Origin of the sequence: Micropruina glycogenica (assembly GCF_900289045.1) — a bacterium.
Taxonomy (GTDB): domain Bacteria; phylum Actinomycetota; class Actinomycetes; order Propionibacteriales; family Propionibacteriaceae; genus Micropruina; species Micropruina glycogenica.
Map to the genome: position 1 here is coordinate 1 of NZ_LT985188.1, position 20,660 is coordinate 20,660.

Genomic DNA, 20,660 nt, shown 5'->3' on the forward strand with positions numbered 1-20,660 from the left:
CTCGGTGGACGTTGCTCGCGTTGAGTGACGTTGCTCGCGTTCGTCCGCGAGCAACGAGGGCTAGCGCGAGCAACGTCGGTTAAGCGAACACCCAACCGCTAGAAACTGGGGCCCTGGGCCCGCAGTTTGTCGACCTCTTCCATCGCGGTGCGCAGCTCGGCCAGCCAGCTCTCGGTGTGCTGGCCGACGAGTTTGACCGCCCAGGCCAGCGCCTCGGAGCGTGATCGGGCCACGCCGGCGTCCACCAGGGTGTCGAGCACCTGCCGCTCGGGCTGCTTCAAACGGGTCATCACCGGCACAGAAATGTGGGTGAACAGTGCCTCAGCCTCGCCGCAGGTGACGCCCCACGCCACCTTGCGCCGGTAGCGCGCCTCGGCCTCGAGGGCGATGTCGATTCGTCGCTCACGGGTGTCTTCACGAAACCGTGCGATGCGGCCCTCCGCGCCGCCGGCATCCAGGCCTTCGTCGGGCAGGTCGCCGATCACGGTGATCTCTTCACGGTCGACGATCACCCGAACGCCCACGAACCACTCGCCGGGTAGCCGGCCCTCGAACCATGACTGGGCGTCACCGGCGGGTGGAACATCCACGTTCTGCCATCCGCCGGGCCTACCGAAACCTCGTGCTCCCATGGTTGCTCCCTTGCTGTGATTACATGATTACACATCAAGCAAGCGCTCCCCGGTTGAGCTTGTCGCACCTCGCACTGCCGCTGGTTGAGCTTGTCGAAACCAACCCCAGCCAGACGAGGTCTCGACGACCTCGACCGGTGAGGACGCCGTGGGAAGGGGACGGTTCTCCGACCGGGAAGGGGACGGTTCTCCGACCGGGAAGGGGACGGTTCTCCGACCGGGAAGGGGACGGTTCTCCAACCGGCTCGACGAGCTCGACCAGTGAGGATGCCGGGGGTCTCGACAAGCTCGACCAGCCAAATCAAAGCTCCCTTAGATGAGCGGCCAGGGGTAGGCGTACCCGGTGGTGTCCAGCGGCAGCATGCGCGAATCCAGGAGCCGCTGCACTCGGCGCCGCAACGCACGAACCTCGCGCACGTCCAGCAGGTCGGCCAACTCGGCGGGCACCTCGTCGGCGAGCGGGGCGAGATCGTCCAAGACGTCGTCCGGCACCGCTTCGCCGGCGAAGTCCCAGATCACCGTGCGCAGCTTGTACTCCGCGGCGAAGCAGAGGCCGTGATCGATGCCCCAGACGTGTCCGTCGGCCGACTGCAGCACGTGGCCGCCCTTGCGGTCGGTGTTGTTGCCCACCATGTCGAACACGGCCATGCGCCGCAGTGCGTCGTGGGTGTCGGGTGCGTGACGCAGCAGGTTGAAATAGTGCATCGACGGGTCGCACTCGATGTACCACTGCAGAGAACCCACGCCCAGCGGCGCGTCGGCTCGGACCATGGTGGGGGGCACGAGGCTCCAGCCCAGGGCTTCGCTGAGCACGTAGGCGGCGCGTTCGCGCTTGTAGAGGCCGGGGTCGAAGTCCCACAACGGACGTTCCCCCGACTGCGGTTTGTAGATCGCCCAGGTGTAGGTGTCGCCGTCGGTCACCTCGACCACGTACGTGCCGTTGCTCGAATCGATGACCCGGCCGACGATCGACAACTCGCCGGTGGAGAGCAACTCTTCCTGTTGGGCCGACGTCAGAGGGGTGGGTTCGGGCCCCACGGGTTCGCTGGTCATCAGCCCGACCGCAGGGCGGCCAGCGGGCCGCCGGTGGAGTTCACCATGCGTACGATCGGCGCCGCGCCGTCCGGCCACTGAATGGCAGAGATCGAGCCGGTGCCGACGTCCACGCGCTGAAAGTGGTCGAGGTGGGTGCCAAGGGCGTGGGTGAGAATCGCCTTGATCGGGTCGGCGTGGCTGAAGCACACCACGACACCGCCCGGGTGGGCGGCACGCAGCCGCTCCATGGTGGCGATCATGCGTGACTGCAGTTCGACGAAGCTCTCGCCGCCGGGAAAGCGAAACGTCGACGGTGCCTGCTGCACGGTGCGCCACTGCGGCAGCTTGGCCAGGGCGGTGAGCTTCTCACCCGTCCACTCTCCGAAATCACACTCAAGCAGACCGTCGTCGAGGCTGGCGGTGAGGTTCGTCAGCCGCTCGGTGGGCTCGGCGGTCTCGCGGGCGCGTTCCAACGGCGAGGTGTACAGCGCGTCGATCGGCAGCCCCTGCAGTCGTTCGGCGGCAGCCTCGGCCTGAGCGCGGCCGGCGTCCGACAGGTGCAGGTCGGGGGCGCGTCCGGGCAACACGGTGCCCGTGGTGGGGGTCTGTCCGTGCCGCACCAGCAGCACCAATGTGCTGACCGGCGGTTTGCGCGCCATTGCATGAGCGTAGGCGTCCTGCGCCGCACCACAAGACCGTTCCGGGTGGTGGTAGCAGTTGGGGGACGGTTCCCAACTCGCACCACCGCCGTTCTGGCGCGAGTTGGGAACCGTCCCCAACTCGCGCCACGCGGGTCCCCGTTCGACGCTCGGCTGTCCGCGTAGAGCGGAAACGGGAATATGGTCTGATCTTTGGCGCTGGGGTTAGCGTGAGGGTGTGACAGACCGCCCCACCATCAGCACCGTTGGCGAACTGCGGGCCTCAGGCCACGAGCAAAAGCACCTGCGGCAAGAGATTCGCGACAATCTACTGGCCGCGCTGGCCGAGGGACGCAACCCCTGGCCGGGCCTGCACGGCTTCGACCGGACGGTGCTGCCGCAACTCGAGCGCGCTCTGATCGCTGGCCACGACGTGGTGCTGCTCGGCGAGCGGGGTCAGGGCAAGACCCGGCTGCTGCGCACCCTCGAAGGGCTCTTGGACGAATGGACGCCCGTCATCGCCGGCTCCGAACTGGGCGAGCACCCCTACGACCCGATCACCGCCGAATCGCAGCGCCGGGCCGCCGACTGCGGTGACCAGTTGCCGGTCGCCTGGCGGCACCGCTCGGAGCGGTACGCCGAGAAGCTGGCCACGCCCGACACGTCCGTGGCCGACCTGATCGGCGACGTCGACCCCATCAGGGTGGCCGAAGGTCGCAGGCTGGGCGACCCCGAGACCATCCATTTCGGCCTCATTCCCCGTAGTCACCGCGGCATCGTGGCGATCAACGAGTTGCCCGACCTGGCCGAACGCATTCAGGTCGCCATGCTCAACGTGATGGAGGAGCGCGACATTCAGATTCGCGGGTATGTGCTGCGGTTGCCGCTGGACGTGCTGGTGATGGCCTCGGCCAACCCCGAGGACTACACCAACCGCGGCCGCATCATCACCCCCCTGAAAGACCGCTTCGGGGCCGAGATTCACACCCACTACCCGCTCGAACTCGCCGACGAGATCGCCGTGATTCGCCAAGAAGCCGCCCTGGTTGCCGAGATTCCGGACGCCCTGCTCGAGATTCTCGCCCGCTACACCAGGGCCCTGCGCGAGTCGCCCGCGATCAACCAGCGCTCGGGCGTCTCGGCCCGGTTCGCCATCGCCGGCGCCGAAACCGTGGCCGCGGCGGCGCTGCACCGGGCGGTCGTTCGCGGCGAAACAGAGGCCGTGGCGCGCCTGGTCGATCTCGAATCAGCCGTGGACGTGCTGGGCGGCAAGATCGAGTTCGAGGCCGGCGAAGAGGGCCGCGAAGACGCGATTCTGGCCCACCTGCTGCGCACCGCGACCGCCGACACGGCCCGGGCACACTTTCGCGGCATCGACCTCGGCCCGCTGGTCGAGGCCTTGGACGGTCAGGTGACGGTGATCACCGGCGAACAGGTCACCGCGGCCGAATTCATCGAAGGCCTGCCTGAGGCGGGTGAGGTGTACGAAGAGATCGCCGAACGGTTCGACGCCGACACCGAGGGCCGCCGGGCCAGCGCCATCGAACTCGCGCTTGAAGGCCTCTACCTGGCCCGCCGCATCTCCAAAGACTCCGACGGCGCCGAAACCATTTACGGCTAGGAACAACCCATGCCCGCTCGACGCTCTTCACGCTACGGCCGGTACGCGGGCGGCCCGGATCCGCTCGCCCCGCCGGTCGATCTGAGCGAGGCGCTGGCCCAGATCGGTGACGACGTGATGGCCGGCTACAGCCCCGAGCGGGCGCTGCGCGAATATCTTCGCCGCGGTGCTCAGGGCCGTGACGGGCTCGACGATCTGGCCCGCCGGGTGAACGCCCGCCGGCGCGAGCTGCTCAGCAAGTACCGCATGGACGGCACCCTCGAAGAGGTCAAGCAGCTGCTCGACAAGGCGGTCACAGAAGAGCGCAAGCAACTGCTGCGCGACGCGATGATGCCCGACGACGACCGCGCCTTCCGTGAGTTGCGGCTCGACAACCTGTCGCCGTCCACCGCAGCCGCCGTCAACGAACTGAGCGACTACGACTGGGCGTCGAGCGAGGCCAAACAGGCCTACGACCAGATCAAAGACCTGCTCGGCCGCGAACTGCTCGACCAGCGATTCGCGGGCATGAAGCAGGCGCTCGAGAACGCCACCGACGAGGATCGGGCGGCCATCAACGCCATGCTCGACGACCTCAACACGCTGCTCGACAAACACCGCCGCGGCGAAGACACCCCCGAGGACTTCGACGAGTTCATGGCCAAGCACGGCGACTTCTTTCCCGAGAACCCGCAGAACGTGGACGAGCTCATCGACGCCCTCGCCCAGCGGGCGGCGGCCGCCCAGCGCATGATGCGGTCGATGACCGCCGAGCAGCGCGCCGAGCTGATTCAGTTGTCGGCGCAGGCTTTCGGCTCGCCGCAACTGATGGCCGCGCTCGACAAGCTGGACGGCAACCTGCAGGCGCTGCGTCCCGGTGAGGACTGGTCGGGCAGCGAGCGGTTCAGCGGCGACGAGGGCATGGGCTTGGGCGACGGCACCGGCGTGCTGCAAGACCTGGCCGAACTCGACCAGCTCGGCGACCAGCTGGGCCAGAACTACGGCGGTGCCCGCCTGGACGACCTCGACCTCGACGCCCTGGCACGCCAGCTCGGGCAGGACGCGGCCGTCACCGCACGCATGCTCTCCGAGCTCGAAAAGGCCCTACGAGAAGGGGGTTTGCTCCGCAAGGACGCCGCGGGCGATCTCAGGTTGTCGCCGCAGGCGATGCGCCGGTTGGGCAAAGCGCTGCTGGCTGACGCGGCCAAGACGTTGTCCGGGCGCCAAGGCAACCGCGACACCCGGCAGGCCGGCGCGGCGGGCGAACTGACCGGTGCGACCCGTCCGTGGGCGTTCGGCGACTCCGAACCGTGGGACGTCACCCGCTCGCTCACCAACGCGATCATCCGCACCGCGAGCGAGGGCGGCGACCCGGCGGAAGGGGTGCGCATGGACGTCCGCGACGTGGAGGTGAGCGAGACCGAGGCCCGCACGAGCTCCGCAGTGGTGCTGCTGGTGGACACGTCCTTCTCGATGGCCGCCGAGGGCCGCTGGGTGCCGATGAAGAAGACCGCGCTTGCCCTGCATCACCTGGTCAGCACCCGGTTCAGGGGCGACCAGTTGCAGGTGATCAGCTTCGGCCGCTGGGCGCAGTCGCGCGAGATTTCCGAACTGACCGGTTTGCCGCCGATGCGCGAGCAGGGCACCAACCTGCACCACGGACTGCTGCTGGCGAGCCGCTTCTTTCGCAAGCACCCGTCCATGCAACCGGTGCTGCTGGTGGTCACCGACGGTGAGCCGACTGCTCACCTGACCAGCGGCGGCGACGCGTACTTCTACTGGCCGCCGGACCCTGAGACCATCGCGCTCACCGTGGTCGAGCTCGACAAGCTGGCCCGCACCGGCGTCAACCCGATCTTCTTCCGGCTGGGCGACGACCCCGGGCTGGCGCGGTTTCTCGACCAGTTGGCCCGGCGCTCCAACGGACGGGTCGTCGCACCTGACCTGGCCGACCTGGGCAGCGCCGTGGTGGGCGAGTTCCTCAGCGCGCGGTTCCGCGGCGGCTGGGACGCCGACGACTGGCTCGAGTAGAGCCGCTGGTCGAGCTCAGTCGAGACCCGAGTCCGTCGAGACCCGAGTCCGTCGAGACGCGGGGAGTGGGCCGAAACTCGGGGGCGGTTCTCGGTTGCCCTCCCAACCGCCGGATCGCCACGTGGCGCGAGTTGGGAACCGTCCCCAACTCGCGCCAGAGCGGGGGATATCCGGTGAGTGGGCCGAAACCCGAAGCGGTTCTCGGTTATCCCGCCCACCCGCCCGATCGCCATGTGGCGCGAGTTGGGAACCGTCCCCAACTCGGGCCAGAACGTGTCGAGACCCGTTGCGGCCAGGGTTTCGACACGCTCGACCCACGGCCCGCGCGTTGATGCGCGGCTCCTTCTGGGAACCGTCCCAGACTCTCGCAACTGTCTTCCCCCGGCAACCGCAACCGCGGCGGACGAGCTCGACCGGGTTCGCGGTCTGGAAACACGCGACCAACAACCCATCTCACTATGTGAACACGTCTCGTCTGGTCTTTCACAAGGCGATTCGCGCTCAGGGGCTTATTCACGAGTGCCTTGGTTCATCCTGCTGCGAGAGTCACGCGGTCACCGGGGACGGTTCCGATTACCGTTCAGCTATCTGGCGAACTCCTTGCCAAACCGGTTCATGCCAGCTGAACGGTGATCGGAACCGTCCCCATTACCCGCCAGGTTGGGCGGTGAACCGTGATCGGAACCGTCCCCAATACCGGTCACGAGCCTGGTCGCTGGTGCGCGCAACGGCGACTGTCGCGCAGGATGAGCCCATGAGGGATTCCCGCGTCGACGACTACCTGGCCACCTTGCCCGCCTGGCAGCGTGAGGCGGCGCAGCGCGTCCGCCTGCTGTTGCACGAGGCCGACCCCGAGCTGAGCGAGACCATCAAGCGCACCCGCCAGCCGTACTTCGTGCTCGACGGCAACGTGGCGGCGTTTCTGGGCACCAAGAACCATCTGAACGTGTTCATCTACGACCCGATCGCGCCCGACCCGACCGGTCTGATCAACCAGGGGCACGGCAACGCGACCGCGCGCAGCATTCAGATCTTCGAGGGCGATCAACCCGACGAGACTGCGCTGCTGGCCCTGGTTCGGGCCGTGATCGCCAACAACCGGGCGGGTGGCTGGCGAAAGCTGGCCACGTAGCTGCCCTTGTGACACGTCACTGCCCGCACGCAGGCAGCAAAGGCAGTTACGTTGCGTCAGACGGCGCCAACTGAGCCACAGCGGCGTCCAACTCGGCCCCGATGCCGGCGATGTGGTCGGCGACGGACGCCTCGAGCGCGGCCAGCCGGGCCGGACTCGAATCGTCCATCGCTCCGGCGACCCGGCGGTCGACCACCTGAAACCGATGAAACCTGGACGGGTCGAGGGCCCTTCTGGCCAGCACCTCACCGGTCCACACCGTACTGGCCATCGTGGCCGGGTCTTGCGCCTCGCCCAGCCACGAGCGGTTGAGCGCGGCCATGGTGGTGCCGGGCGCAGCGCCGCACCCCAACGACACCATCACCAGCCCTGTCACGTCGCCGCCGGCCAACGCGACGGCCTCGGCCAGTGCCACGGCGGCCGGGTTGTTCGCCCAGGCGCCGCCGTCGGCGAACGAATGCTCCGCTCCGCCCCACTGCGTGACCAAGGGTGCGAACATCGGGCCGGCGGCCGTGGTGGCGCGTCCCACATCGACCAGAGGCAGGTCGAACTGAAGGTCGGCAGCGGCGTCCCGGCTCGACAACACCACGGGTGCCGAGGCGGCCCGGTCGAAGGCGGTGACCGCCAGCGGTGTGGTCACCTGCGACAACCGGACGGCGCCGAACACGTCGCGCAGCACCGCTTCGAGGCCTTCCGGACGATGCCGCGGCGCGCCGGCTGCACCGAACAGCGCACCCAGGGCTTTGGACGACTGTTCGAGCCGCTGCTCCAGCCCGGCCACGCCCGCGGGCCGGCCGAACATGCGCTCACCCAGGCGCGGAAAGAACTGCACCAACTCCGACGCGGGAATGCCGACCGCCACCCCCATGGCGATCAGGCCGCCCGTCGAGGTGCCGACCACCAGGTCGAACAGGTCGTCGGCGGGGCGTTCGGCCCGGCGCTCCAACTCGGCCAGCAGCACGGCGGCCAGATGTGCACGGACGCCCCCGCCGTCGATCGCCAGCACCCTGATGCTCATGGGTTCACTGTTGCTGTGAGGCGGCATGGTGTCGAGTCGACCGGCGAAGAACTTTGCCCTCGGCGATGCAGCGCCCACACTGATCCCGGCGAAAGGCGCAGCGCGTGAAGGTCGATCTGAAGAAGCAACTGGCGGACTACCACCCGCCCAACGGACGGTTCGAGCTGGTCACCGTGCCGCCGCGGCACTATCTGATGATCGACGGCCACGGCGACCCGAACACCTCGCCGGTCTACGCAGAGGCGCTCGCGGCGCTGTTTCCGCTCGCGTACGCGGTCAAGTTCGTGAGCAAGAACCTGGGCCGTGACTACGTGGTGATGCCGTTGCAGGGGCTGTGGTGGGCCGACGACATGACCGCCTTCACCACTCGCCGCGACAAGTCGACCTGGCACTGGACGCTGCTGAACCTACTGCCCGACTGGATCACCCCCGAGCACGTGGACGCCGCCCGCGCCGCAGTGGCCGCCAAGGGTGCTGCACCATCGACGGCGGTGCGCCTGGAGGTGCTCGACGAGGGTCTGTGCGTGCAGACCATGCACCTCGGGCCCTACGACGACGAGGGCCCGGTGCTGCAACGGCTGCACGACGAGTTCGTGCCCGAGCACGGTCTGAGCCTGCACGGCCGACACCATGAGATCTACCTCGGTGACGTGCGCCGAGCGGCCGCCGAGCGGTTGCGGACCATCCTGCGCCAGCCCGTTCAAAGGTCGTGAGATTACGTCCGATTCTCACGGTGTTCAGCCTGCCGAGCGCGGACGACGCTCAAATCGGACGTAATCCCACGACGACGCCGCCTGAGCGTGGGGACGGGGATTCCGGCGTCCGCCGGAATGACGGCGGGGCCGGGTGTGGCGAGGGGGATTACGGGGGAATGACGGCAGGGCCGGGTGTGACGAGAGGGATTCCGGCGTGCGCCGGAATGACGACTCCGCCGGAATGACGACAGGGACGGAATGACGCACGGGCGCGCTCGTCCGGCACGCTGTCGCTGCCGTTTGGCGCGAGTTGGGAACCGTCCCCATCTCGCGCCGGCGGTCGCGGGCCTGCTCCTCCGGCACGCTGTCGCTGCCGTTTGGCGCGAGTTGGGAACCGTCCCCAACTCGCGCCGGCGTCGGCTCACCCCACGCTGCCCAACTCGAACTCGTCGGCGTAGATCAGCCTGTTCTCCCTGGTGGGCGGGCTGTTCGGGTCACCGAGATCGGCGGGGTCGCCGACGAACGTCTCCCACTCTTCGATGCGCACGCGGTGCGTGCCCGGCGTGGTCGGACGGGCGAACGGCAGCCCCTCGGGCACGGGCAACTCACCGGTCCACACCAGGTTGGCCAACGACCCCGCATAGCCGCGCACGATGAGGTCGGTCGACTCGATGGTCTGCCAGGCCAGGTCGCTGGTGGCGCCCGCGTCGCGGGTCTGCAGCTTGGCCCGCAGCACCCGGTTGGCCCCCACCGCGGCCACCGCGGCCAGCGCCTGCGCAGCCGCACTGATGCCGACCGTGCTCACCGCCCTGCCGCCGACCCGCGACGGGTTTCCGTCGTGATAGCCGACCGGCCCCGACACCAACACCCGCACCCGGCCCTCGCTGGTGCGGCTCACCGACGCCATGCGTTCGGGCACGATCTGCACGTAGTCGCAGCGCACCGGCTTGCTGATGTGCCGCCCCGGCACGCTGTAGGGCTGATACCGCACCAGCGACAACTGCACGAACGGCCAGAACCGCGCCGGAAACCCGATGTCGACGAACCACTTGCGCCGCTCCAGGTTGTATTGCGGACGGTACGGAATCACCATCACCTTCACGTTCGGGTCGTCGGCGGCCGGGTACATCTCGGGCTTACCGGACGGCCCCGCCACCGAGTCGTAGTCGTCCAACCCGATCGCGCCGAGCAGGTCGGTGACGGCCACGGCCTCGCGGTCGGCCACGTTGCTGCCCACCCAGAACGGGTCGCCGCCCCATTGGCTGGTGAACGTGGTGTCGGGCCGCGCCCCCACCGCCAGCACCACACCGATCTGCTCGTCGGCACCGGTGGTGAACCACGGCCGCTCCAGATAGACCCGCACGCCCGAGCGCCGGGTGCGCCGCCGGGCCATCGGCTGGTCGGGCTCGGTGCCGTCCTCCCAACGGAACAGCGGAATCACCGAATGCACCAGCGGCGGCGCCGGCAGTGAGGTGTTGGGCACGTGCACCTCGATCTCGGCGCTCACCGTGCTGCGGCCGTCATCGATCGGCAGCGTGGGGTCGTCGAACGGCGATGGAGCCAGTTCGTCCACCGCGAAGTACTCCCGAAATCGGGTGGTGGCCCGCAGCCGGTAGTGCACCAGCCGGTGCTTGGTGTCACCGAACTCGTGCACCGCGTGGTGGCCCTTCACGTGCCCCACTGCTGCGTCGTTGTAGGTGGTGTCGGCGTGCCCACCGCTCAGCAGCGCGATGTCTTCCCACGGCTCGATCGCGGTGGTGGCGGCCACCTGCCGCCGGTTCGGCAGCGTCTGCCACCCCGGCTCCGAGAGATCGTCGAGCACCTCATCCCAGCGCGCGTCGACGATCAGCGAGTCGGTGCTCGGCCCGTGCACCTGCACCCCGCCCAGCAGCATCGCGTTGGTGGCGTTCGCCGCCCGGTAGATCGTGAACACCACCGGCTCGGGGGCCGTCACCGGCCGCGGCACCGCGTGCACCAGGGTCAGCGCCGACGGCGGCGTCAGCGGCCACAACCAGCCGTTCGCTGCTGCGTCGGCCACGCCCGGCCACCGCCGCAGGTTGTCGGGCAGTTGCTGCCACACCCCCATCACGTCGAGGTCGCCCAGGGTCATGCTCGAACTCAACCTGGCCCGCAGCGCCGTGCCGTGCGGCAGCGTGAATGTCACCTCGTGCGGCTCCACCCGCCCGTCGAGCTCGTCACCCCCGGCCAGCACCAGCCGGTAGCCGTCGATCAGCGGCCAGGTCGACGGCTGGTCGTCGGACGGCACCGCGCCCGGGTAGCGGGCCGTGAAACCCTCGACCCCGAACGGCGGCACCATCGAACGGTCTTTGCCCGCGTCGGGGAACACGAAGCCCAAACCCCGCGCGAGCACATCGGGCAGGTACGGCGTGTGCACTAGGTCGGTGTCGTGCACCACGTATTGACCCGGGCCCGGTGCCTCACCGGGTGGCAGCGGCAGCGTGCGCAACTCGCCGGGGGACGCCCCCGGGCCGTGCACCAGCGCGATGCCGTCCTGGGCGTCGCGCACCGACGGGTCGTCGAGCCGCGGCACGTCGAGGTCGAACAGGGTGCCCGACTCGCGAATCGCAGCATGCAGCCACAGGTTGCGCGTGGCGGCATCGGGCGAGGCGATAGCGGCGTCGAACGCGCCGTGCTGCTCGGCTTCGAGCTGGCTGGTCTTGGGCGGCACCAGATGCCGTTCGCAGGTGGCCTCGCGGCCGGGGTTGGACGCCGCGTAGTCGGCGGCGGTGCCCGTGGTCACCGCGAGCGTGGCCGGATCCTGGCTCACCCACGAGCGAATCACCAGCACCTGGTTCGACTCGCCCTCGGTGTAGAGCCGGCGCGGCACGATCGCCGGCGGCGGCACCGGCTGCCAGCGCAGGAACGGCAGTTCGGGTGAAACGGCGAGGGCCTCGGGGGACGCGAACACGTCGACCACCTCGGGGTCGAGCGCCAGACCCGACCGGATCACCTCGGGGTTCAGCCGCGCCGTAACCGCCGGGGCCAGGTTGTCGTCACTCAACCCGGTCGACAACGCGTCGCGCACCTGGGCCTGCGCCGAGACGGGCTGCTCGACAGCCTCGCCACGCTGCACCTGCAACCGGCCGACGATCTGCGGCAGCACCTCGGCCAACCGCATGCCAGCCTCGCCCTGGCCGACGCCGATCGGCTGCGCCACCGGTTCGGCCTCGATCACGCGCTCCCGTAGCCGGCCCAGTGCTTCTGAGCGAAACGCGGTCAGCGCCGACAGGTCGGCGGCCTGCAGGGCCACCGGCTGGGCCTCGGCCGGGGGCGCGCCGTCCGGCTGCTGCTGCAGTGGGGGCGGCCCCAACCGGTGCGGCCGCGAGTTGCAGGCCAGGTCGACGCCCCACACCCGAAAGCTGTACCGGCGGCCGAACCGCAGCCGCGGCAACGTGCCGGGGCTGGCGGCACGGTCGATCAGCACCGGCGTCGACGGGTCGTCGGGCGGTTGCGGGTCGGTGACCACCTTCTCGACGCCGCCCTCGTTCACCACCGGCAGCGCCGGACGGACCGCCGACAGGCTCCAGCCGTCCCAGCCGAACACCGTCTCGTGCACGTGAATCGGGGCGCCGTCGGTGCCGCCGTGGGTGGGTGCGGTGTCTTCGATGAAGGCGTCCTCGTCGAACTCCAGGCGGCGCCCGTTCACCACTTCGGCCTTCACGTGCACCTGGTGCAGTGAGCGCCAGGCGTTCGTCACACTGTCGTGCACCTCGACCCGCACGCCCTGCATGACGTCTTCGGTGGTCAGCAGCGGAGCGTCGGGCGCCGGCTGCATCGTCGGCTGGTTGCGCACCGAATCGAGCACCGAGGTCTGTTTGCCCATGGCGGTGGCGGTGGTGGCGGCGTTGTTCTTGCGGGCCACGGTGAACCCGGTGGTGCGCAGCGCCGGGGTGGCGGCGTTGGCGGGTGCGCCCTGCAGCGCGGCGGCCACCGTACGCGGGTAGCTCGACAGGTACAGCTCGGTCTTCAGCGCCGCACCGTCGGGGTCGAGGTCGAGCAGGTCGAACGAGTCGACGTTGCCCACGGGCAGCCGTCCGTTGAGCCACTGCGACTCGTCCTCGGCCCTGGTCACCAGGGCGCGCCCCACCGAGCGCACCGCCACCCGGACGACCTTGGTGGCGTCCTCGCGGTTGGGGATCACCACCCGGCCCAGCAGCCAGCGGCTGTTCGCCAGCCGGTCTGGGTCGGACTTCACGTCGATCACCAGGCCGAGCTTGCGCTGCAGCGGGCCGTGGTCGTTGACCAGCGAGACGCGCGCGTGGAAGTCGGGAATCTGCTTGTCGGGCGGGGGTGGGCCGGGGTTGTCGGGGTCGGGACGCGGCTGGTAGTCGGTCTCTTCCTCGGGGTGGCTGTAGAAGCGCCGGGCCCGGTGCAGCTCAACCATCGCCGCGCCCAGTTCAGGGCCGCCCGGCAGGCCGTCGGGCAACGAGCCGTTCTCGAAGTACCGGCGCGGGGTCGGAAACTCGCCCAGCGGCACCTTCTCTCGGGTCGCTTCGTCGAGCAGCCTGGTCTGCTCGGTTTCGAGGCGTCCGACCAGCTCCAACGGGTTGAACTGATGCCGGTTGCCGCGGCCGCTGAGGGTCTCGAACAGCCCGGTGCCGTACCAGGGCAGTTGCTGCACGGTCGGGGCGTCCACCCCGTTGACCATGGTGGCCATCAGGTTGACCAGCTTGGCGATCGTCGTGGTGGTGCCGGGGTGAAACGTGCGCCAGGGCCGCTGCGTCCACTCCGGTGGGGTGTAGGAGGTCACCGGGGTTTCGGGCGGAAACACCTCCTCCCACAATCCGTCTTCGACGGCGCCGAGCAGGGGCTCGCAGGGCAGTTCGCCCTGGTCGTCCTCGAGCACGAACGTCGCCTCGGCCAAGGCTCTGGTCCAGTGCTGAAAGAGCTCGGTGACGGCCAGGGTGTCGCGCGGATCGTCCACCTCGATGTCGGGCGACACGAACAACGAGACGTGGTAGTCGGCGTCAGGGCTGCACGAATAGGGCAGGGCGACGACGGTGAACTGTTCACGCATTTCTCACTCCTCGGCGAAGGCCAGGCAGTAGTCGGTCCACAGCGGTGAGGTGAAGTCGGGCTGCACGCCCATCACCTCGGCGAAGGTCGGGTCGCCGTTGCTGCCGGCGAACGAGCGCTGGCAGGTGATCGACACCGACTTGCTGAAGCACAGCACCTTCACCTTGACCGTGATGGTGGCCGTGCCGGTCAGCTTGCCGCTGGGAAAGTCGTAGGTCAGCGACAGGTACAGCTCGATGGACGCGCTGATCAGGCCCAGCACGCTCACCTCGCCGCGCAGCCTGAAGTAGGCCGTCAGCGACCCCTTGTCGGCCTCCATGCGCAGGTAGATGCCGATCGCCATCGACACCGAACCCGACGCGACGCCCAGGTTGATCGACAGGTACGCGCCCGCCTCGAGCCCCAGTTCGAGCACCTCCAGGCCGCGCGGGCTGAGCCTGATGCCGAACCAGCCGCCGCCGCCCAGGCACAGCACCGCCAGGTTGAACGGACGCTCGCGGGTGCAGAACCCGAACCCCACCGACACCACGTCGCCCAGAAACGGCACCCGCACGTCGGCGGCGAGCGACATGTTCGACAGGCTGAACACGCCGATGGCCAGGTTGGGCAGGTCGAGGCTGAAGCCCGCCGTCACGCCGTCGGGTTTGACGTCGACGTAGGGCGGGTCCGAGAAGCCGTCCAGCGGAATCAACTGCTTGATGCGCTCGACGAAGCTCAAGATGCCGACGAACTCGATGTTGCCGACGGATGCGTCCACCTCGGCCTTGCCCGAACTACCGGCCTTGAACATCAGGTGGTCGAAGGGCAGCTTCATCATCGGCTCGCCCGGCGGCAGAATCAGCGCGAAGCCGCGCAGCTCGGCCAGAACCTCGGCCTTGGGGTTCTTGCCCGCCTGGCCCTCGACGGCCAGGGTGAGGCCGCGCTCGGGCAGTTGCAGCACCGGCTTGGCCTCGTTGGGCCACGACTGCAGCTTCGGTTGCCATTTGAATGAGAACCGCGCGTCGGCCACGGCGGTGGCGATGCCCTGCACGAAGTCGATCACCGACTGCACCATGGAAACGTCCGTGGCCGCCTCGCGCAGCAGCTTCACCAGGCCGAGCAGTTGGTTCTTGGCCAGCGGGGTCAACTTCTCGGTGGCCGCTTCGACGTCGTTCAACGCCCCGGCCAGCGTGTTCAGGGCGGCGGCCAGCTTGCCCGGCGCCCCGGCCAGGTCGCCCGGGGCGTCGATGATGGCCTGCAGCACGCCGTCGGCGGCGTTCACCACGCCACCGACCAGGTTGGTGGCGGTGGTGGCCGCGTCCTGGGCCTTGGCCAGCACCTCGCCGGCGAGCGCAGCGCGGCCCTGGGCGGTCAGGTCGTTCGCGGTCTGCTGGGCGCGGTTGAGCGCCGACTGGGCCTCGGCGGCGGCGTCTTCGACGGCCTTCTTGAGCTTCTTCAGGTCGCTCATCAGGGCCTCGACCGTGGCCAGCGACTCGGTGACCAGCGCTGGAGCGTCGTTCAGGTCGATGCCCGCCAGGCTCAAAATGTCGACCAGCGACACGAACCCGAACAGTTTCGGCAACGCGGCACCGAGGAACTTCGCGGGGTCGAAGTCGCCCGCCGCAACGGTGGCGGCGTCGCCCACCGGGCCCTGCGAGCGCGACAGCGCCGCGATGGGCAGTGAGGGCGCGATGAAGCCGCCGGCGCCGCCACTGGACGCACCGCCGGAACCGAACCCTAGGGTGGTCGGTGAGGTGAGCTCGGCCCACACCTGGCCTTCGTTGCCGGCACCGAAGCCGTGCTGTAGCCAGGCGTCGGCGTAGGTGAACTCTTGCGGGCCGGTCGGCTTCATGCGTTCGACCGCGGGAATGGTGGCCTTGGCGCTGACGAACTGCGGCACGGCCTTGCCGACGCTGGGAATCGTGCCACTGAAGGTCAGCGCGACGGTGGGTACGGCCAGGTCGACGCCGCCGGGCTCGGACGGCGCGAACGACACGTTCTGCCCCAGGCCGTTGATTGGGCCGAGGTCGGCGAAAGCCTTGATGGGTGTCGCCGCGTTGCCGGCGGGGTTCGGCAGGGCGTACTTCTCGGCCACCCAGACCAGCGGCGTCGGCAGCTTCACCTCGCGGTCGTCGGCGTCGATGCAGTGCAGCACGAACTGGAACGGCCCGCCGCCGCACTGCACCACGAAGAAGCTCTGCTCCTGCGCCGCAGTCGGCTCGGGGGAGAGGATCGGCGTGATCGTCGGTGCGATCTCGACCCGTTTGAACGGGTTGCCGATGTCGGTGTAGGTCTTCACCGGTTCGCCCACCACGATGAACTTGCGCTGAAACAGCGTGGCCTTCGGGTCGGTCTTGCTCTTGATCTTGCGCTCGGTGACCTTCACCAGGGTGGCCTTGTGGCCGAACGGGAACAGATAGCCGGGGTAGACGACCCGCACGTACTGGTCGCGGCCCATGGGTGCCTCGTGGTCCCACGACATGATCGAACTGAGCGTGGCGGTCGACCAGGGCAGGGTGTCCCACTCGCCGTGCAGGTCGAGCCACGCGCCGAGGCTCGAAAGGTAGAGCCGGTCGGCCTCCACCGGGGTCGGGTCGGCGATCTTGGTGCGGTTCTTGGCCCAGACCTCGCTCGACTGCCGCACCAGCATGTGCCGGTCGGACGAGTTGAGCGACATGCGCATCGGCACTTCGGGGGTTTCGGGTGGAAAGTCGGTGCCGGGCCAGTTGTCGAACCGCTCCCGGTCGCGCGCCCACACGGCCCGGATCGTCTGCTCGGCCTCGGTGACGGTGCCGTCGGCGTCGCGGTGGCCCAGCCTGGTGTGCCACAACTCCACCGCGGTGCCGGACGTGTCGGGCACGGGGTCGTCCGCGTGCGTCCAACCGCTCTGGGTCGACGGCGAGACGACGAGCCGGTAGGGCGCCTCGATGGCGGTTTCACCCGTGCCCGGCGGGCGGCTGAGCTTCTCGGGGTTGCGGAAGATCGGCGGCAGTTTGGTGACTGGAATGCGCCAGTCGTCGACCAGTTCGGTGACCGCGGCGTGCGCAGCCGGGGCGTTCAGGGTGGCGCGCACCTGCGCCAGCGCCCGGGCCCGCTGAGCGATGCCGGCGGTGGTGTCGGCGGCGTGCAGATCGGTGAAGGCGGGCTGCTCGTCGGCGGCCAGCACGTGCTGAATCAGGCCCGCGTTGGCCAGCACCTGAACCAGTCGCGGGTTGAACGGGTTGCGCCGGTAGGGGGCGCCCGGCGTGGCCAGGGGGTGTACCGCCATCGGGTACTTCTCCAGCGCGGCCAGCAGCGCGGACGAGGTCACCTCGACCGACTCGCCGGCCGGCACCTGCAGCACCACCCGGGTGGCACGGGCCGGAATGCCGCCGACGGGGTTGGTCGGCTGCTCGGGGCCGCCGGAGGACTGCACCGGCGGGCCGTCCGGATCGGCGGGGTTGGGCTGCGGGGCGGGAATGCCCTCGTAGAACGCCTGTTCGCCCAGGTGCTGGAACGGCAGGGTGAACACCAGCAGGCCACCGGGGCCGTCGGCGGCGGTGGTGAACACCCCGTCGGCCAGATCGAAGCCCGACGTGCTGACCACCATCGAGACCAGGTCGGCCGAACGAATCACCTCGACGTGGTGGTCGAGGACCACCTCGGGAGCGGGCGCTGCCTGAGAAGAGCCCTCCGGCAGACGGGGGATCTTGATCGGCGGAATCACCAGCCCCGGGTCGATCACCACCGTCGGCACGCGGCGGTCGATCTGCAGGTGGGCGATTTGGCCCGCGTCGAACCGCTGCACAGGCACCTCGACGGGCCGGTCGGGCCGCTGCGGGTGCACATCGACGGGGTGATCGACCGGCCGACGAACAGGTCCATCGATAGGACGTTCGACGGGTATGTCGATCGGGCGCTTCCGCTTGGCTGCGACGCGCACCTCTTCGCCCAGGTTCGCGCGGCGCTTCTTGGGCGCCTCAGCCTGTGGTTCTTCCGGCTGCTGAGGCTCGACGGGAACCCGTCGCTGCTTACCGAGGTCGGGTAGCTTGCGGGCGGGTCGTGGGTCGTTCGGTCCGGGCATGCGAACTCCTCAAAGAAGACACCATTGGTCAGTCTGAGCCCACAGCCAACGCATAGCCATGGGGGACAATTGCGTAGTCTCAAGGCCTTGCGGGGTGCCTCCTGGTACCCCTGTGAAACCGTCACTCCCGGTAGACCGTCATTCCGGCGAAGGCCGGACTCTCGCCTGGTGCCGACCGGAACTGTCGCCCGCGCCCACCGTCATTCCGGCGAACGCCGGAATCCCATTCGGCGCCGAGAAAGGTCCGCTGGCTGGGCCTGTCGAAACCTTCGCCGGGTCTCGCAAGCTCGACCAGCGATCGTCAACCCTGAAGCCGATCGAGCAACTCCACCGCCGCCCGCATGTACTCGCTGATCCAGCGGTCGTGAATGCGTTTGATCGGCAACGGAGCCAGGCTGAGGTGCCGCTCGCGCCCGACCCTGCGGCCGATCACCAGGTCGGCCTGCTCGAGCACGCGCAGGTGCTGCAGCACCGTGGTGCGATCGAGTTCGGGCAGTTCGTCGCACAGTTGGCCGGTGGTGCGGGGGGCCTGTTTCAGGGCATCGAGCATGCGGCGACGAATGGGTGAGGCGAGAGCCTTGAAGACCAGATCGTCGTCATCCTTGTGCTCGACCGGCAACATGTTGTAAAAATACAACATGTCAGAGCAGCTCACCGAACTGTCGTTCAGCGTGTCGGGGCGCGTGTCGCGGCCCGTGCGAGAGGTGTACGAAGCCGTCGCCGACCCCGAACAACTGTCCCGGTACTTCACCACCGGGGGAGCGCGCGGCAGGCTGGAGGCCGGCGCCGAGGTGTCGTGGGACTTTCACGACTTTCCCGGCCGCTTTCCCGTCGAGGTGGTCGAGGCCGACGCCCCGCGCCGCATCGTGATTCGGTGGGACGCCCACGAGTGCGTGGCCGCCGACGGTCACACCACGGTCACTTTCGAGTTCGAGCCGCTCGACGACGACACCCGCACGTTGGTGACGATCACCGAGTCGTCGTGGCAGGTCACACCCAAGGGTGCCGAGAACGCGTTCGGCAACTGCATGGGCTGGACCGGCATGCTGGCCGCGCTCAAGGTGTGGCTCGAGCACGGCATCAACCTGCGCGAGGGTTTCTACGCGTGAGACTGGCCGACCCGTAGCCTCATCATCGCTTCGGGTGCTCCGGTTGGCTGGCCCACGCCGGCGCAGCGCATGTTCTGCCGTCAGCAGAACGGCTGTTCGACACCGCCCGGGTCGACCTAGCGTTGCGGCATGGGTGACCTGGTTTCGTTTCCCCGGCTGCGGCCCGAGGCGCCGCCCGAGCCGCTGTGGCGAACCGCGCTCGGGCAAGAGGTGCGCGAGCGTCGCCGGGGCCGCAACGAACGGCTGGTCGACGTCGCCGGGCGCGCGGGCATCTCGGCCCAGTACCTCTCCGAGATCGAGCGCGGGCTGAAGGAGCCGTCGTCCGAAATGGTCGCCGCCGTCGCCGGAGCGCTCGAACTCCGGGTGCTCGACCTGACCGTCGGCGCCGTTCGACGGCTCGCGGCCGGGCGGCTCCGTTCGGGTGAGCCGGTCGCGCTGGCCGCCTGACCTCGATCAGCCGCCGAGCACCTCGTCGGCCAACCCGTAGGCCACGGCCTGCTCGGGGGTGAAGATGCGGTCGCGGTCGGTGTCGCGGCGCAGTCGCTCGGTGGTCTGGCCGGTGTGCCGGGCCAGCACGGTCTCCATCGCAGCCCGCAGCCGGATCACCTCGTCGGCGGCGAGGATCAGGTCGGGAATCGTGCCCTGCCCGCTGGCGGACGGCTGGTGCAGCAGCACCCTGGAGTGCGGCAGCACGAACCGACGCCCGGGGGCCCCGGCCGCGAGCAGGATCGCCGCCGAACTCGCGGCCTGCCCGATGCACGTGGTGGACACGTCGGCCGCGACGAACTGCATGGTGTCGTAGATCGCGAACATCGCCGTCATCGAACCACCCGGCGAGTTCAGGTACAGGTTGATCTCGCTGTCGGGGTTCTGCGCGTTCAGGTGCAGTAGTTGGGCCACCACCGCGTTCGCGACTCCGTCGTCGATGGCCGTGCCCAGGTAGACGATGCGTTCGTTGAGCAGGTGGCTGTAGACGTCCATGATGCGCTCGCCGCGGGCCGAGGTGGTGATCACGTTGGGCACCAGGTAGCTGCTCATGTCAGTCTCCGATCCGCAAGCCCAGACCCACCGGCCCGCGGCGACGCGGCGTCAGCGGCAGCGGGCTGCTCAGCACGGCGTCGATCAAGCCGTAGTCACGGGCCTGTTCGGCACTGAACCAGCGGTCGCGCAGCGAGTCTTCGCGAATGCGTTCCACGCTCTGGCCGGTGTGCTCGGCGATCAGCGACAGCACCGTCTCGAGGGTGAACCGCAGGTCGTCGGCCTGCAGTTCGATGTCGACCGCGCTGCCGCCGATGCCGGCCGACCCCTGATGCATCAGCACCCGCGAATGCGGCAGGGCGTACCGCTTGCCGGGCGTGCCCGCCGACAACAGAAACTGGCCGGCGCTGCAGGCCAGGCCCAGGGCCAGGGTCGAAACGTCGTTCGGAATCAGCCGCATCGCGTCGTGGATCGCCAGCATGGCCGGCACCGAGCCGCCGGGGGAGTTAATCCAGAGGCTGATGTCGGTGTCCGGGTCGTCCGCCGAGAGCAGAAACAGGTCGGCGATCAGCCGCGTGCCGCCGGTGTCGTTTAGGGGGCCGTCCAGCAGCACGATGCGTTCGTCGGCCAGCCGCTGCCGCAACGGGTCGGGCAGGTTGATGGTGTCCATGCGTCCACCCTGCTGACGCGTAGCACCGGGCGAAAGCCGGTGC

At 69.1% G+C, this 20,660-nt stretch carries 15 protein-coding genes; 6 read left to right on the forward strand and 9 right to left on the reverse strand.

Translation table 11 applies throughout. The features are described from left to right. Positions 1–98: 98 nt before the first annotated feature. The 3 genes from MPLG2_RS00005 to MPLG2_RS00015 form a co-directional block, all read right to left on the reverse strand. A complete protein-coding gene (locus tag MPLG2_RS00005; RefSeq protein WP_197710017.1) occupies positions 99–590 on the reverse strand; it encodes a hypothetical protein in 492 nt (163 codons plus the stop codon). 354 nt (positions 591–944) lie between these two features. Next, complete coding sequence (locus MPLG2_RS00010; RefSeq protein WP_105184362.1) at positions 945–1,685, reverse strand: SCO1664 family protein; 741 nt, start codon at positions 1,683–1,685, stop codon at positions 945–947. Further along, positions 1,685–2,326, reverse strand: a complete 642-nt coding sequence (locus tag MPLG2_RS00015) for a histidine phosphatase family protein (RefSeq protein ID WP_105184363.1) — start codon at positions 2,324–2,326, stop codon at positions 1,685–1,687. The genes MPLG2_RS00010 and MPLG2_RS00015 overlap by 1 nt, the downstream gene beginning before the upstream one ends. Positions 2,327–2,543: 217 nt before the next feature. Here MPLG2_RS00015 and MPLG2_RS00020 point away from each other — a divergent pair, with 217 nt between their 5' ends. The 3 genes from MPLG2_RS00020 to MPLG2_RS00030 all read left to right on the forward strand — a co-directional run bounded on the left by MPLG2_RS00020 (position 2,544) and on the right by MPLG2_RS00030 (position 7,068). Then, positions 2,544–3,926, forward strand: coding sequence for a MoxR family ATPase (locus tag MPLG2_RS00020; RefSeq protein WP_105184364.1), 1,383 nt, complete (start codon positions 2,544–2,546; stop codon positions 3,924–3,926). Positions 3,927–3,935: 9 nt separating this feature from the next. After that, complete coding sequence (locus tag MPLG2_RS00025) at positions 3,936–5,936, forward strand: vWA domain-containing protein (protein ID WP_105184365.1); 2,001 nt, start codon at positions 3,936–3,938, stop codon at positions 5,934–5,936. Between the two features lie 754 nt (positions 5,937–6,690). Continuing rightward, a complete protein-coding gene (locus MPLG2_RS00030; protein WP_105184366.1) occupies positions 6,691–7,068 on the forward strand; it encodes a DUF1801 domain-containing protein in 378 nt (125 codons plus the stop codon). Positions 7,069–7,114: 46 nt separating this feature from the next. Here the strand turns inward: MPLG2_RS00030 and MPLG2_RS00035 are convergent, their stop codons facing one another. Beyond that, entirely contained in the window at positions 7,115–8,086 is a 972-nt protein-coding gene (locus MPLG2_RS00035; protein WP_158680720.1) for a patatin-like phospholipase family protein, read from the reverse strand. A 104-nt stretch (positions 8,087–8,190) separates the two neighbouring features. Between MPLG2_RS00035 and MPLG2_RS00040 the strand changes: the two genes are divergently transcribed. Next, positions 8,191–8,799 carry a GyrI-like domain-containing protein gene (locus MPLG2_RS00040; RefSeq protein WP_105184368.1) on the forward strand — a complete coding sequence of 203 codons (609 nt, stop codon included), beginning with the start codon at positions 8,191–8,193 and terminating at the stop codon, positions 8,797–8,799. A gap of 403 nt (positions 8,800–9,202) precedes the next feature. On the opposite strand, the gene MPLG2_RS00045 is transcribed toward MPLG2_RS00040, so the two are convergent. The 3 genes from MPLG2_RS00045 to MPLG2_RS00060 form a co-directional block, all read right to left on the reverse strand. After that, a complete protein-coding gene (locus tag MPLG2_RS00045) occupies positions 9,203–13,819 on the reverse strand; it encodes a hypothetical protein (RefSeq protein WP_105184369.1) in 4,617 nt (1,538 codons plus the stop codon). Between the two features lie 3 nt (positions 13,820–13,822). Further along, entirely contained in the window at positions 13,823–17,860 is a 4,038-nt protein-coding gene (locus tag MPLG2_RS00050) for a hypothetical protein (RefSeq protein ID WP_158680721.1), read from the reverse strand. Positions 17,861–18,161: 301 nt separating this feature from the next. Beyond that, complete coding sequence (locus tag MPLG2_RS00060) at positions 18,162–18,482, reverse strand: ArsR/SmtB family transcription factor (RefSeq protein WP_197710018.1); 321 nt, start codon at positions 18,480–18,482, stop codon at positions 18,162–18,164. Positions 18,483–18,498: 16 nt separating this feature from the next. Between MPLG2_RS00060 and MPLG2_RS00065 the strand changes: the two genes are divergently transcribed. Then, positions 18,499–18,969: an SRPBCC family protein gene (locus MPLG2_RS00065; RefSeq protein ID WP_105184373.1), complete on the forward strand. Its 471-nt coding sequence runs from the start codon at positions 18,499–18,501 to the stop codon at positions 18,967–18,969. A 129-nt stretch (positions 18,970–19,098) separates the two neighbouring features. After that, on the forward strand, positions 19,099–19,416 hold the full coding sequence (locus MPLG2_RS00070; RefSeq protein ID WP_105184374.1) for a helix-turn-helix domain-containing protein: 318 nt from the start codon (positions 19,099–19,101) through the stop codon (positions 19,414–19,416). A gap of 6 nt (positions 19,417–19,422) precedes the next feature. Here the strand turns inward: MPLG2_RS00070 and MPLG2_RS00075 are convergent, their stop codons facing one another. Both MPLG2_RS00075 and MPLG2_RS00080 read right to left on the reverse strand, forming a co-directional pair. After that, positions 19,423–20,007, reverse strand: a complete 585-nt coding sequence (locus MPLG2_RS00075; protein ID WP_105184375.1) for a ClpP family protease — start codon at positions 20,005–20,007, stop codon at positions 19,423–19,425. A 1-nt stretch (position 20,008) separates the two neighbouring features. Beyond that, on the reverse strand, positions 20,009–20,617 hold the full coding sequence (locus MPLG2_RS00080) for a ClpP family protease (protein WP_105184376.1): 609 nt from the start codon (positions 20,615–20,617) through the stop codon (positions 20,009–20,011). Positions 20,618–20,660: the final 43 nt, after the last annotated feature.